The organism is Cellulomonas sp. B6 (assembly GCF_001462455.1).
In the GTDB taxonomy this organism is placed as follows: Bacteria; Actinomycetota; Actinomycetes; order Actinomycetales; family Cellulomonadaceae; genus Cellulomonas.
The window spans coordinates 1-14,097 of sequence record NZ_LNTD01000224.1 but is presented as its reverse complement, the minus strand read 5'-3'; the positions used below and the strand labels follow the sequence as shown (position 1 = coordinate 14,097).

At 74.1% G+C, this 14,097-nt stretch carries 11 protein-coding genes; 9 read left to right on the top strand and 2 right to left on the bottom strand.

Translation table 11 applies throughout. The annotated features are described in order from the left end of the window. On the top strand, positions 1-671 hold a 671-nt coding region (locus tag ATM99_RS19500; protein ID WP_190278865.1), incomplete at its 5' end, for a hypothetical protein. A 146-nt stretch (positions 672-817) separates the two neighbouring features. Next, a complete protein-coding gene (locus tag ATM99_RS16475) occupies positions 818-3,601 on the top strand; it encodes a PHB depolymerase family esterase (RefSeq protein WP_150118342.1) in 2,784 nt (927 codons plus the stop codon). A 42-nt stretch (positions 3,602-3,643) separates the two neighbouring features. Here the strand turns inward: ATM99_RS16475 and ATM99_RS16470 are convergent, their stop codons facing one another. Beyond that, a complete protein-coding gene (locus ATM99_RS16470) occupies positions 3,644-4,738 on the bottom strand; it encodes a LacI family DNA-binding transcriptional regulator (protein WP_223305210.1) in 1,095 nt (364 codons plus the stop codon). A 249-nt stretch (positions 4,739-4,987) separates the two neighbouring features. Here ATM99_RS16470 and ATM99_RS16465 point away from each other — a divergent pair, with 249 nt between their 5' ends. The 7 genes from ATM99_RS16465 (at position 4,988) to ATM99_RS16435 (ending at position 12,685) form a co-directional block, all read left to right on the top strand. Continuing rightward, positions 4,988-6,358 (top strand): ABC transporter substrate-binding protein, encoded by a 1,371-nt coding sequence (locus ATM99_RS16465; protein WP_062103920.1) that lies wholly within the window; start codon positions 4,988-4,990, stop codon positions 6,356-6,358. After that, on the top strand, positions 6,358-7,320 hold the full coding sequence (locus ATM99_RS16460; RefSeq protein ID WP_062103919.1) for a carbohydrate ABC transporter permease: 963 nt from the start codon (positions 6,358-6,360) through the stop codon (positions 7,318-7,320). The genes ATM99_RS16465 and ATM99_RS16460 overlap by 1 nt, the downstream gene beginning before the upstream one ends. Positions 7,321-7,323: 3 nt before the next feature. Then, positions 7,324-8,148, top strand: coding sequence for a carbohydrate ABC transporter permease (locus ATM99_RS16455; RefSeq protein ID WP_062103918.1), 825 nt, complete (start codon positions 7,324-7,326; stop codon positions 8,146-8,148). After that, complete coding sequence (locus ATM99_RS16450) at positions 8,145-9,125, top strand: alpha/beta hydrolase (protein ID WP_062103917.1); 981 nt, start codon at positions 8,145-8,147, stop codon at positions 9,123-9,125. The genes ATM99_RS16455 and ATM99_RS16450 overlap by 4 nt, the downstream gene beginning before the upstream one ends. Before the next feature lie 85 nt (positions 9,126-9,210). After that, positions 9,211-10,686 carry a sucrose phosphorylase gene (gene gtfA, locus ATM99_RS16445; RefSeq protein ID WP_062103916.1) on the top strand — a complete coding sequence of 492 codons (1,476 nt, stop codon included), beginning with the start codon at positions 9,211-9,213 and terminating at the stop codon, positions 10,684-10,686. A gap of 341 nt (positions 10,687-11,027) precedes the next feature. Next, entirely contained in the window at positions 11,028-11,987 is a 960-nt protein-coding gene (locus ATM99_RS16440) for an LLM class flavin-dependent oxidoreductase (RefSeq protein ID WP_062103915.1), read from the top strand. Then, complete coding sequence (locus ATM99_RS16435; RefSeq protein ID WP_223305208.1) at positions 11,984-12,685, top strand: polysaccharide deacetylase family protein; 702 nt, start codon at positions 11,984-11,986, stop codon at positions 12,683-12,685. The genes ATM99_RS16440 and ATM99_RS16435 overlap by 4 nt, the downstream gene beginning before the upstream one ends. A gap of 922 nt (positions 12,686-13,607) precedes the next feature. Here the strand turns inward: ATM99_RS16435 and ATM99_RS16430 are convergent. Then, on the bottom strand, positions 13,608-14,097 hold a 490-nt coding region (locus ATM99_RS16430; protein WP_062103914.1), incomplete at its 5' end, for a DUF805 domain-containing protein.

Genomic DNA, 14,097 nt, shown 5'->3' with positions numbered 1-14,097 from the left:
GTCCCGGCCACGCGCCCGTCCCGGGCGCCGGCGCGCCCGGCCACCGCCCGCGCCGCACGTCGGTCACCGGGCCGGTGTGGCTGACGGTCGTGGGTGTCGTGCTGATGCTGGGTGCCCTGGTGGCGTTCGTCGCGACGGTCGGCGGTTTCGTCGGTGCGGTGCGCTCGGACGTGCTGACGTCCGACGGTCGGCCGGGGCAGGCCGTGCTCGCGTCGGCCGACGCCCCGGGGGCGACGACCGTCGAGCTGAGCGCGGGGGAGCGGTACGCGGTGTACCTCGTGGTGCCGCGGGGCACGGTCGACGACGACGAGCGTCCCGAGCTCCAGGAGGACGTGCTGCTGATGGCGCCCTCGGGCACCGTCGTCGAGGCCGACGGCTCGCCGGGCGTGACCATGACGACGGGTGCGGGGGGCCGCGTGGCCTCGACGGTCGGGGCGTTCACGGCGCCCGAGTCGGGGACGTACCAGGTCGCGGTGCCGGCGGCGCAGGTGCCGGACGCCTGGGTCGCGATCGCGGCCGACAAGCCGTTCGCGCCGTTCTTCGGCGCGGTCGCGGGGACCGTCCTGGGCGTGTTCGTGGTGCTCGGGCTGTCGGCGATCGGCTTCGCGATGACGGTCGGCGGCGTGATCTGGTGGGTCCTGCGCGTACGCGCGCGGCGCTCCGCGGCCTGACGCACACCCGCTCCTTCACAGTTGACCCTCAGCGAGTTCCCTGGTTAGCGTGATGCTAAATCGGTCTAGCAGCGACGCTGGCCCGATCGTGCAGCAGCCGACGAGGGCTGCTCAGGGGGCGCCGCACCATGTCGAAGGAGACACGCATGTGGAGACCCCTGCACAGGGATCGCACGTCTGACCGCCGCCGGCGCGCCACCGCGCTCGCGACCCTCACCGCGCTCGCAGCCGCCGCGCTCGCCACCGCCGCCCCGGCGACGGCGGCGCCGGAGCCCGCCTCCGTCGGGATCGTGTCCGTCACCCCGGTCACGGAGGTCTACGCGTCCGGCCAGAAGGTCGCCGCGGTCGTCGTCGAGTACGCCGACGTCGTCGATCCCGCCGACGTCACGCCGGCCGCGTTCGTGGTCGAGGACAGCGTCTACGACTTCCGGTTCAGCCCCGGGCTCGAGGACCTCGACCAGCTCGCGCCACGCACCGTCACGCGCGCCTACACCAACGACTCCGTCGGCCGGCTGCCCGCCGGCACCTCGGCCGCCGGGCGCTACGTCGTGCTCGAGCTCGACCCGCAGGACGCCGGCGGCAACACCGTGATCCGCTCGACCTGCCCGCGGCTGTGCTTCGAGAAGATCAACACGGACCTGCGTACGCAGGTCACGCAGGTCGCCGACGTGCACGCCGCCGACGGCACGGTGCTCACCACGGCCGACACCACGCCCGTGCGCGTCACCGCGCCGGCCGTCGACCCGGTCGTCGACGGCTACGTCTCCGACACCTACGACCACGACGGCCACGCGCTGCCGTACTCGTACCGGCTGCCGGCGGGCTACGACCCGTCGCGCACGTACCCGCTGGTCGTCGCGCTGCACGGCTACGGCTCGGGCTACGACGGCGAGAACCCGCGCGTGAACCTCGCGGTCGACGCGATGGTGACCGCGTGGGGCCTGCCCGCGTGGACCGGCGTCGACGAGGACGTCATCGTGCTCGCACCGCAGAACGAGCGCGTCGGCAACCCGCTCGAGGCCGACGCCATGACGGCGCTCGTCCGGTCCTTCGTCGCCGACCACGCGGTCGACGCCGACCGCGTCTACGCCGCGACGTTCTCGTGGGGCTCGACCCTCGCGTGGGCCGCGATGGCGCAGGACCCGACGCTGTTCGACGCCGCGCTGATCGTGTCCGGGTTCGCGGTGAGCGAGGAGCAGGCCGCCGCGATCGCCGCGCAGCCCGTGCCCGTCTACCTCACGCACGGCACGAGCGACCCGGTGCTGCCGCCGACGTTCTCGACCACGAGCCGGGACCTGCTGCGCGCCGCGTACGTGGCCGCCGGCATGGACGAGGCGACCGCCGCGGACACCGTGCGGCACGTCGAGTACGCCGACGAGGCGTTCGTCGTCCCGGACCACCACGCGGCCACGATGCCGACGTACTCCGACCCGGCGATCCTGCAGTGGGTGCTGGCGCAGCGTCGTGCACCCGCGCCGAGCCCCGTGCTGGGCGTCACCGCGGTCACCGAGGTCGGCTCGTTCGGTCAGCAGGTGACGAAGGTCGTGCTGGAGTACGGCGCGGAGGTCGACGCCTCGGGCCTGACACCCGCCGACTTCCGCGTCGAGGACTCGGGGTACAACTTCCGGTTCGCGGGCATCGAGACGCTGCCGGACCTCGTGGACCGCGCGGTCGCGTCGGTCTGGACGACCGACGACCCCGCGCGGCTGCTGACCGCCGACCGGCCCGAGGTCCCGGGGCGCTTCGTCGTGCTCGACCTCGCCGACTCGAGCGCCGGCGGCTGGACGGTCATCGTGTCGCGCTGCCCGACGTTCCTGTGCTCGGTGCGCGTCAACCCCGACCAGCTCACGCAGGTCACGCAGCTCGGCGACGTGACCGGCACCGACGGCGCGCTCGTGGCCGCCGCCGACCCGACGCGCGCGCACCGGCTCACGGGCGGCTCGATCGACCGCGAGGTCGACCAGTTCGTGCTCGACACGTTCGCGTCCAGCACGGGTGACGTCCACTACGCCTACCGCCTGCCCGACGGCTACGACCCGTCGCGCACCTACCCGCTCGTCATCGCCCTGCCGGGCCACGGCATGGGCTACGACGGGCAGAACGTCGGCGTGCAGCTCGCCTCCGACATGCTCGCGGTCGCCTGGAACCAGGAGGCGTGGACGGGCACCGACGAGGGCGTGATCGTGCTCGCGCCGCAGAACGAGCGGCTCGGCAAGGCCATCGAGGGCGCGCAGACCGTCGAGCTCGTCGAGGCGTTCCTCGCGCAGCACGCGGTCGACACGGACCGCGTCTACGCGACCTCGGTGTCGTACGGCTCGCAGCTCATGTGGGAGATGTTCTCGGAGCGGCCCGACCTGTTCGCCGGCGGCCTGCTGACCGGCGGGTTCCCGGGCGACGAGGACGAGTTCGCGCGCATCGCGGCGGGGGAGGTGCCGATGTGGATCACGCACGGCACCAACGACCACCTGCTGCCCGTCGCCCGGGCCCGTGCGTCCTACGAGGCGCTCGTCGCGGCGTACGAGGACCGCGGGCTCGACGCCGCGCGGGTCGCGGAGCTCGTGCGGTGGACCGAGTACGGCGACGACGCGTTCGGCCTGCCGGACTTCCACCTCGCGGCGGCGCCGACCCTCGAGGACCCGGCGACGCTGCAGTGGCTGCTCGCGCAGGACCGCGACCCCGACGCGCCGGTCGACCCCGGGACGCCGGGGGGCACGGACGGGACGGACGGCACCGGGGGCGGTGACGGCACCGGCACCGCCGGCGGCACGGGAGCCGGGACGTCCGGCGTCGCACCGGCCGTCGCCGCGGCGGGTGCGCTGGCCCGCACCGGCCCCGCCCCGGTCGCGGCGCTGCTCGCGCTGGCGCTCGGCGCGACCGCGCTGGGCACCGGCCTCGTGCGGCGGCGTGCGCGCGCCGCGCGGGAGGGCTGAGCCGACCGCGTGACCGCGGGGCTCCGTGGTGTCAGGCCGGTGTCAGGCCGGCGCCACGGAGCCCCGCGCGCGCAGCGGCAGGGGCAGGCGGTGCACGTCGCCGGTGACCGGCTCGGCGCGGTCGGCGTCGCCGGCGGGGACCTCGGCGTCGCCCGTGCCCGCGGCCCGCGCGGTGATGCGCGCGATGAGCAGCTCGACCGCGCGCCGGCCGAGCTCCTCGTGCGGGATCGCGAACGACGAGACGCCGGGGCGCAGCCAGTCGGCCATCGGGTAGTTGTCGAACGACACGACGGACACGTCCTGCGGGATGCGCAGGCCGGCCTCCTGCAGGGCCTGGTAGGTGCCGAACGCGAGCCGGTCGTTGAAGCAGACGATCGCGCGGGGGCGGGCGTGCTGCCGGAGCAGCTCGTGCGTCGCGGCCCACCCCTGCGGGGGCGCCCAGTCGTCGCAGAGGTGGCCGGACGCGGGGGTCAGGCCCTCGGCCTCGAGCACCTCGAGGATGCCCGCGAGCCGCTCGACGCCGGCGACGGTGTCGGGCGGGACGTCGTGCGGGCCCGGGCCGGCGCCGACCAGGTGGATCTCGCGGTGCCCGGCGTCGATCAGCAGCCGCGCGGCGGCGCGGCCGGCGGCGACCTCGTCGGGCACGACGGCCGGTGCGCGGGTAGGCCCGGCGGGCAGCGTGTTGAGCAGCACGGTGGGCACGCGCTCGAGCGCCTCGGGCACGGCACGCGTGCGGGTGAACATCGAGGTGAGGATGATCCCGTCGACCTGCCGGTCCTGCATCGCGTCGATGAGCGCGCTCTCGATCGCGGGGTCGCCCTCGGTCTCGCCGATGAACAGCATGAAGCCGAGGTCGCGTGCGGCCTCGATGGCGCCCTTGATCATGTCGCCGGCCATCTGCCCGGTGGCGACCGTGTCGGACACGAGCCCGAGCGTGCGCGTCGTGCCCTTGCGCAGGCCGATGGAGACGATGTTGGGCCGGTAGCCGAGCTCGCTCGACGCGGTGCGCACGCGGTCCTGCACGGCCGTCGAGATGCGCAGCTCGGAGCCGCGCCCGGACAGCACGAGGGACGCGGTCGTCGACGACACCCCCGCGGTGCGTGCGACGTCCGCGAGCGTCACGCGTCGGCGGCTCACGTCGTCCTCCAGGCCCTGGTCCTGCGCAGGATCCTAGGGGTGAGCCGCGGCGTCCCGGCCCGCCCTCGGTCCCGCAGGCGTCTCCTGGGCAGTTGTCCGACTCGTCCCGTCGGGCGCGCCGCCGCGTGATCGATCCGTGACCCGCACCGGCTTGACACCGGGCGCGCGCGGTGGCGAACATCGTGGTGCTAAGCCGATTTAGCACGGACCCACCGCCCCGGGTCCCGGCCCCTCAAGGAGGAGACACCGGTGTCTCGTACGACAGCTCACCCGCGGCGCGCCGTCGCCGCTGCGTCCCTGTGCCTCGCAGGCATCCTCACCGTCACCGCGTGCTCGGCACCCGGCGGCGGCACGTCCGACGAGCCCGCCAGCACCGCCGGTGGCTCGACCGACACCGCCGACTGGACCTGCGGCACCGAGGACGTCACGCTCAGCGCCTACGTCGAGACCGGCTTCCCCCTCGCGGGCAAGCTCTTCGACGAGTTCTCGAAGCAGTACCCGAACGTCAAGTTCGACGTCCGCGAGGACCAGTTCGCCGTCCTCACGCAGAACGCGCCCCGCGTCCTGGCCGACAACCCGCCGGACCTCATGCGCCTGCCGCAGGTGTCCGAGCTCGCCAAGGACGGTCTGCTCTACGACCTCGACGACGCCGCCACGGCGCTCGGCTGGGACGAGTGGCCCGCCTCGCAGCTCGAGCAGATGCGCGTCGACGCCGACGGCCGCCGCGGCAACGGCCCGCTGTACGCCCAGGGTCTCAACTACTCGATGACCGGCATCTTCTACAACAAGGAGCTCGCCGCCCAGATCGGGATGACGACGCCCCCCGAGACGCTCGCCGAGCTCGACGAGTGGATGCAGAAGGCCAAGGACGCCGGCATCACGCCCATGGCGCAGTTCAACGGCGGCGCCACCGGCGGTCTCGCGTTCCCGCTGCAGGGCCTCATGGCCTCCTACGGCGACCCGGGCATGATCAACGCCTGGACGTTCCAGCAGCCCGGCGCGAGCATCGACACCGAGTCGAACCTCAAGGCCGCCGAGCACCTGCAGAAGTGGGTCGAGGCCGGCTACTTCGCCGACGACGTCAACGCGCTCGACTACTCGATGATGATGAGCCGCTTCATCGACGGCAAGAGCCTGTTCATCTTCAACGGCGACTGGGAGTCGGGGAACCTCGACACCCAGATGCCCGGCAAGGTCGGCTTCTTCCTCGTCCCGCCGTCGCAGGCCGGTGGCAAGGTCGGCGCCATGTCCGCGCCGCTCACCTACGGCATCTCGGCCAAGGCCGAGCACCCGCAGTGCGCCGCGTTCTTCCTCGACTGGATCGCGACCAACGACGAGGCCCGCACCATCGCGGTCGAGGTCGGCGGCTCGCACCCCATGGGCCCGTCGGACGCGTTCATGCCCGAGGTCGACGGTGACTCCGTGACAGCCCAGACGCTCGCCGCCGGCGCGACGATCGCCAAGGACAACGGCTCGATGGAGTTCATCGCGAACGCCACCGGCGCCATCTACGCCAAGAGCTGGACCCCCAACCTGCAGAAGCTGGTCGACGGCGGGCAGGACGCCAAGGGTCTGCTCGAGGCCGTCCAGAAGGACTACGAGAGCGAGATCGGCGGCTGATGATGCAGATGCGGACGACCGACACCACCGGTCGCCGCGAGGTCGCCGCCCCGGCGTCGACCAGCCACGAGGCCAGGCGCCGTGCCCTCCGGGCACGGCGCCTGCGCCGGGGCTGGGTCGCCCTCGGCCTCGTGGTCCCCGCCGCGGCGTTCTACGCGGCCTTCGTGCTGCGGCCCCTCGCGCTGACGGTGCAGTACTCCTTCTACAAGTGGAACGGCGTCACGGCCTCGACGTTCGTCGGGCTCGACAACTACCGCCGTCTCACGCAGAGCTCCGAGACGCTCGGCTCGATCGGCAACGCGCTGCAGCTGATCATCTACTTCAGCTTCGTGCCCGTGCTCCTCGGCCTGCTCACGGCGGCCACGATCCGCAAGTTCGCGACGAGCCGGCTCGCGCTGGCGTCGCGCACCGTGCTGTTCCTGCCGCAGGTCATCCCGCTCGTCGCGGCCGGCATCATGTGGACCTGGCTGCTCGCGTCCGACGGCCTGGTCAACGAGCTGCTGCGCGGCATCGGCCTGGGCGGCGTCACGCGCGCCTGGCTGGGCGACACGAGCACCGCGCTGCCGGCCGTCGGCGTCATCGGCGCGTGGGTCGCGCTCGGCCTGTGCATGCTCCTGCTGCTCGCGGGCATGACCAAGATCGACCCGTCGCTGTACGAGGCCGCGCGCATCGACGGCGCCGGTGCGGTCCGTGAGTTCTTCGCGATCACGCTGCCGAGCGTCCGCCAGGAGATCGGCGTCTGCGTGACCGTCACGATCATCGCCGCGCTCGCCGCGTTCGACATCGTCTACATCTCGACCCAGGGCGGACCGGCGAACTCCACGCTCGTGCCCGGCCTCGAGATCTACTACCTCGGCTTCTTCAGCCGCCAGGTCGGCCAGGCCTCGGCGCTCGCCGTCGTCTTCATGGCCCTCGTGCTGGCCGTGGTCCTGCCCATCCAGCGACTCACGCGGGAGGACTGACCCGTGATCGTCTCCCGCCGCGAGACGTGGCTCGGCCGCGTCCTGCTCATCATCCTGATGGTCGTCACGATCGTGCCGTTCATCAGCCTCTTCATCACCGCGCTGCACAAGCCCGGCACGTACCCCTCGGGGCTGTCCCTGCCCGAGACGCCGTACTGGTCGAACTTCGTCGACGCGTTCACGGCCGCCGACATGGGCGCGCTGCTGTGGTCGAGCGCGCTCATCGAGGTCGGCGTCGTGCCGGTCGCGCTGCTCATCGCGACGCTCGCCGGCTTCTCGCTGGGGCACCTGCGCCCGCCGGGGCACCGCGCGATCTTCCTCGCGTTCGTCATCGGCCTGACCCTGCCGTTCCAGGCCGTGATCGTGCCGTTGTACTACCAGATGCGCGACGTCGGCCTGCTGAACACCCGGTGGGCGATCATCCTGCCGCTCATCGGCCTGTACATGCCGTTCGCGGTCATGTGGATGCGTGCGCACTTCGTCAACATGCCCGAGGACCTCTCGGAGGCCGCGCGCATCGACGGCGCCAACACGTGGAAGCTCTTCGCGCGTATCCACCTGCCGCTGTCGACGCCCGCGCTGTCGTCGCTCGGGATCCTGCTGTTCCTGTGGACGTGGAACCAGTTCCTGCTCGCGGTCGTGCTGGTCGACGACCCGACCAAGCGGACCATGGCCGGCGCGCTGGGCGCGTTCCAGGGCCAGTGGGGCACCGACATCCCGCTGCTGTGCGCGGGGTCCCTGCTGATCCTCACGCCCACGCTCCTGGTGTTCCTCGCGTTCCAGCGGCAGTTCGTGTCCGCGCTCATGCAGGGAGCGCTGAAGGGATGACGCAGGTCGTCACCGCGCGACCGCCGTTCGACCCTGCGATCGCCGACGCGCTCACGACGCGCGCGGCGGACGTGGTCACGACCCTGCGGCCCGACGAGGTCGGCGCGCTGCGCGAGCGCGCGCAGCCGCCGGTCCTCGCCGACGTCGCCGTCGAGGCCGGTCTCGAGCTCACGTGGCACGAGGCGCCGGGCCCCGACGGCGGCACCGTGCGCGTCGCGCTGCTGCGCCCGCCCGTGGACCACGCCGTGCCGGTGCTGCTGCACCTGCACGGCGGGGGTCTGGTGGTGGGCACGGTGTCCGACGACGTGGCCGCGGCCGCGCAGGTCGCACCGGGCTGGGCGGTCGCGTCGGTCGAGTACCGGCTCGCCCCCGAGCACCCGTACCCGGCGGCGGTCGAGGACGCGTACGCCGCGCTGACCTGGCTCGGCGGCGACGCCGACGTGCTCGGGCTCGACCCGACGTGCGTCGTCGTCGAGGGCATCAGCGCCGGTGGCGGCCTCGCGGCGGCCCTCGCGCTGCTCGTCCGCGACCGTGGCGGCCCGGCCCTGGCCGGGCAGCTGCTGATCTGCCCGATGCTCGACGACCGCAACGAGACCGCCTCCGGGCACCAGATGGCCGGCGTGGGCTCCTGGGACCGGACCGCCAACGCGACCGCGTGGGCGGCGTACCTCGGCGACCGGGCCGGTGGCCCGGACGTGCCGGCGTACGCGGCGGCGGCGCGGGCGGCGGACCTGCACGGCCTGCCGCCCGCGTTCGTCGACGTCGGCTCCGCCGAGACGTTCCGTGACGAGTGCGTCGCGTACGCCGCGCGGCTGTGGGCCGACGGCGGCGACGCCGAGCTGCACGTGTGGCCCGGCGGCTGCCACGGGTTCGACGGGCTCGTGCCCGACGCCCCCGTGTCGCGCGACGCCCGCCTGGCCCGGGCCCGCTGGCTCGCGCGGCTGCGCGAGCGCGTGGCCGCCCCCGACCTGACCTGACCCCGTCGTGCCCGGCCGTCCCCCGGCCGGGCACGACGGTCCACCCGACCGGACCCCGGTCACCGACGACGACGGAGCCCGCCCCGTGACCCACCACGGCCCCCAGCTGATCACCTACGCCGACCGGCTCGCCGGTGACCTGCCCGGTCTGCACGCACTGCTCGACGGCCCGCTCGCGGGCGCGTTCGGCGGCGTGCACGTGCTGCCGTTCTACCCGCCGTACGACGGCGCGGACGCCGGGTTCGACCCGCGCGACCACACGCAGGTCGACCCGCGCCTCGGCTCGTGGGACGACGTGCGGGCGATGGCCGAGGGTCGCACCGTCATGGCCGACGTCATCGTCAACCACGTGTCGGCCGACTCCGAGCGGTTCGCGGACGTGCGCGAGCGCGGCGAGGAGTCGCCGCACGCGCCGATGTTCCTCACGCTGGGGTCGGTGTTCCCGCTCGGCGCCACCGAGGACGACCTCGCGCGCATCTACCGCCCGCGGCCCGGCCTGCCGTTCACGGTCATGACCCTCGGCGGGCGCCGCCGCCTCGTGTGGACCACGTTCACGCCCGACCAGGTCGACATCGACCTGCGCACGCCGCAGGCCTGGGAGTACCTGACGTCGGTCGTCGACGCGCTGACGTCCGGCGGGGTGTCGATGCTGCGGCTCGACGCCGTCGGGTACACCGGCAAGGAGGCGGGCACCGACTGCTTCATGACGCCCGCGACCGACGCGTACACCGAGCGGATCGTCGAGCAGGCGCACGCGCGCGGCGCGCAGGTGCTGGTCGAGGTGCACGGGCACCACACGCAGCAGATCGACATCGCGCGCAAGGTCGACCTGGTCTACGACTTCGCGCTGCCGCCGCTCGTGCTGCACGCGCTGACCACGGGCGAGCTCGAGCCGCTCGCGGGCTGGCTGCGCATCCGCCCCGCGAACTCCGTGACGGTCCTCGACACGCACGACGGCATCGGGATCGTCGACGTCGGCACGTCCGACCTGCGCCCCGGCGAGCCGGGCCTGCTCGCGCCCGAGAAGATCGACGCGCTCGTCGAGCGCATCCACGACAACAGCGGCGGCACGTCCCGCCAGGCCACGGGCGCGGCCGCGTCCAACCTCGACCTCTACCAGGTCAACTGCACGTTCTACGACGCGCTGGCCCGCGACGACCGCCGCTACGTGCTCGCACGGCTGCTGCAGCTGTTCGTGCCCGGGATCCCGCAGGTCTACTACGTGGGCCTGCTCGCGGGCGTCAACGACATGGACCTGCTGGCGCGCACGGGCGTCGGGCGCGACGTCAACCGCCACCACTACACGCCCGCCGAGGTCGAGGCCGCGCTCACGCACCCCGCCGTGGCCGCGCAGCTGGCCGGTCTGCGGCTGCGGTCCTCGCACGCGGCGTTCGCGGGCGAGTTCACGTGGGACGTCGACGGGTCGCGCGGCACGTTCGCGTGGGCCGCGGGCGACGAGCGCGCGACGCTCGCGTTCGACGCCGCCGACGGGTCGTTCGAGGTCCGTGCGACGCAGGACGGCGCCGAGCACGTCGTGCTGACGTCGGACACGCTGGGCTGAGGGCGGGGCCGCTGGTCCGCGTCCGGGTCTCGCGACCCGGACCGGGCCCTCCGCGAGACCGGGCTGAGGTCGTTCATGTCACCCGTGAGCGACGTGAGCCCGGTCTCGCGGGGCGCGACGCCCGGTTGGTGAGATGCCGACGGTGACGTCCGCGCGACCGGGCCGTTCGTGTGGCTGGGCGGGGTCCGCCCGCCGGGTCCCGCACCCTGGACCCTGCCCTCCGCGAGACCGGGCTGGGGTCGCTCATGTCACCGGTGGGCGGCGCGAGCCCGGTCTCGCGGGGCGCGACGGCCGGCTGGTGAGATGCCGACGAGGCGTCGGCGGTGCGCCAGGATGGGTCCATGACGACGCCGCACATCGGGGTGCTGCTGCCCCGTGACCTGCCCGCCCACCTCGTGCTCGAGCACGCCCGCCGCGCCGAGGCCCTGGGCTTCGACGAGCTGTGGGTCGTCGAGGACCTCGGCTTCCGCGGCGGTGCCGCCCAGGCGGCGGCCGTGCTCGCCGCGACCGAGCGCATCCACGTCGGCATCGGCATCCTGCCCGCCGCGGCGCGCAACGTCGGGTTCGCCGCGATGGACGCCGCGACGCTCGCACGCCTGTTCCCCGGGCGCGTGACGATCGGCGTCGGGCACGGCATGCCCGACTGGATGCGGCAGGTCGGCGCGTGGCCCGGTCGCCCGCTGACGTTCCTCGAGGCGTACACGCGCGCGCTGCGGGCGCTGCTGCGCGGCGAGACCGTGACGACCGCGCCCGACGCACCCGTCGTGCTCGACGGCGTCGCGCTCGACCCGTCGTCGCTGCCCGAGGTCGTGCCCGACGTGATCCTCGGGGTCCGGGGACCGAAGTCGCTGGCCGCCGCCGGGCGCGTCGCCGAGGGCGTCGTGCTCGCGGAGCCGTGCCCGCCCGCGTACGTGCGCGCGGCCGTCGAGCACGTCGCGGCCCCGACCCCGCCGCGCGTCGTCACCTACGACGCGGCGTGCGTCGACGACGACGAGGCGCGTGCGCTCGACGTCGCCCGGCACGCGCTCGCGTGGATCGGCGAGCCCGACTGGGCGCCGCACCTCGCGCAGCAGCCGTTCGCCGCCGAGCTCGCGGCCCTGCGCGCCGACAGCGCCTCGCCCGAGGAGTTCGCGTCCCGCATGCCCGACGCGTGGGTGCGCGAGCTGTCGCTCGCCGGGTCCGCCGCGCAGGTGCGCGAGCGCATCGCGGCACGCGGCGCGGCCGGTGCGACCACGTGCGTGCTGTTCCCCAGCGGGCCCGACCCGCTCGCGGCCCTCGAGCAGCTCGCGCGCGTGCTGTGAGCGCGGCCGGGCGCGTGGCCGGGGCGACGGCCGACGGTGAGGGGTTCGACGGGCCGCCCGGCGGCGGGGCTCCCGCCGGGGGCGCCCCGGCGGACGGCGCCCGGGCCGACGGCGTCATCGAGGTCGTCGGCGGCGACGCGCGCACGATCGTCCTCACGTTCGACGACGGTCCGAACCCGCCCGACACCGTCGACCTGCTGGACCTGCTCGCGCGCGAGGGCGTGCCGGCGGTGTTCTTCCTGGTCGGCGAGCGCGTCGTCGAGCACCCCGACCTGGTGGCGCGCATCGCCGCCGACGGGCACGTGCTCGGCAACCACTCGTGGCGGCACGACGACCTGGGCGACGCGTCGCCCGACGACGTGCGGGCCGACCTCACGCGCACGCTCGACGCGATCCGCGCCGCCGTGCCCGGTGCGCCGGTGCCGTACTGGCGCGCGCCGTTCGGCTCCTGGGGGGCGACCGTCGACGTCGCCGCGGGCCTCGGCATGCGCTCGATGGGCTGGCACACCGCCGTCGAGGACTGGGTGCCGCCCGGCGTCGACGAGCTCGTGCGCCGCATGGAGGCCGTCGCCCCCGGCGGCGTGATCCTGCTGCACGACGGCGGCGGGGACCGCAGCCAGACCGTCGCGGCCGTCGCACGGTTCGTGCCGATGATGCGCGAGCGCGGGTGGCAGTTCGTGGCGCCGCCGCACGCCTGACGCACGCGCCGCCTCGCCTTCCTGACACCCACCCCGACACCGACGGACAGCACCGCGGCTCCACGGACATGCGCACGCACCTGTCCGTGGAGCCGTCGTGCTGTCCGTCGTGGTGGGTAGTGCCCAACGCCGTCAGCGGAGAGGGGACCGGCGGCTGCAGCCGAAGCACGCGATCACAAGTGGCTCACCCCCGCGCGCGAGGAAGGGACATCGCCCCCCACGAGCTGCCTGCCCTGACCCACGGTTCACCCCCGCACGCGGGGAAGGGACCGCGCGCAGCGCGTCTTGACTCAGAACCAACCGGGCTCACCCCCGCACGAGCGGGGATGAGCCGTCGATGCCGAATGCGGTCGTCCGCGAGTTGCGGTCGTCTCCCCGCGAGCGGGGATGAGCCCGACACGAACAAGCTCTGGCACCACCAGTCGCGGTCGTCTCCCCGCGAGCGGGGATGAGCCCGGCACCGGCCCAGCGAGGTCCAGCAGAGCACCGTAGTCTCCCCGCGAGCGGGGATGAGCCGATCGCGCAGATGGACGAGGAGATCCAGGCATGGTCGTCTCCCCGCGAGCGGGGATGAGCCCGAGCTCGCTGAGTTCATGGTGCACGCCGTCACGTCGTCTCCCCGCGAGCGGGGATGAGCCGGGACGCGACCGGCCGGGGTCGGAAGACCCCGAGTCGTCTCCCTGCGAGCGGGGATGAGCCGCGTCTGTCGCCCACCGCGGCGTACGCGTCGAAGAGCTGCGTGCCCACCGGTCGGTGACGGGCGAGCTCGTGCGGATTCGTCTCTTCGCTGCACCTGACCTCCGCCCGACTGACAGTTTTCGTCGCCGACGGACAGACTCACGGCTCGACGGACACGTGTACGCGCCTGTCCGTTGTGCCGTGACGGTGTCCGTCGGCGGGCGGGGTGCGAGGAGCGGACGGGTCAGGCGGTCGAGACCGCTGCCGCGGGTTCGGCCGCGGCACGGTCGAACCGGGCCCCCGCCGGGTTGCTCGGCAGCGCCAGCAGCACCAGCAGTGCGAGCGCACCCAGCCCGGGGACGACGGCGAGCAGCAGCCACCAGGCGGGCAGGTTCGCGTCGTGCAGGCGGCGGGCCGAGACCGCGAGGAGCGGCACGAGCGTGACGAGCACGTAGAGCGTCAGCAGTGCGAGGACGATCAGCACGCCGAGCACGGGCCCGGGGGACAGCCCGAGGTCGCTGGACCGCGATGGGCGGATCGCGTCGCCGATGAGCGCGGCGACCACGGTGAGCGCACCCGCGCCCAGCCACACGAGGGCGTTGAGCAGCACGACCCACCACGCCTCGCTGCGGCTCGCGCGGCCCGTGAAGACCGTCGCCCGGCGCGTGAGACGCCGTACGGCCTGGCGTGCGGAGGCCCCGGGCAGGGGGGCGTCGTCGGCGAGCGGGTCGGTG

Bases quoted from the DNA above. Each gene is read 5' to 3' on its own strand.
- ATM99_RS16475 (WP_150118342.1), top strand. From the start codon at position 818: ATGTGGAGACCCCTGCACAGGGATCGCACGTCTGACCGCCGCCGGCGC.
- ATM99_RS16460 (WP_062103919.1), top strand. From the start codon at position 6,358: ATGATGCAGATGCGGACGACCGACACCACCGGTCGCCGCGAGGTCGCC.
- ATM99_RS16450 (WP_062103917.1), top strand. From the start codon at position 8,145: ATGACGCAGGTCGTCACCGCGCGACCGCCGTTCGACCCTGCGATCGCC.
- ATM99_RS16440 (WP_062103915.1), top strand. From the start codon at position 11,028: ATGACGACGCCGCACATCGGGGTGCTGCTGCCCCGTGACCTGCCCGCC.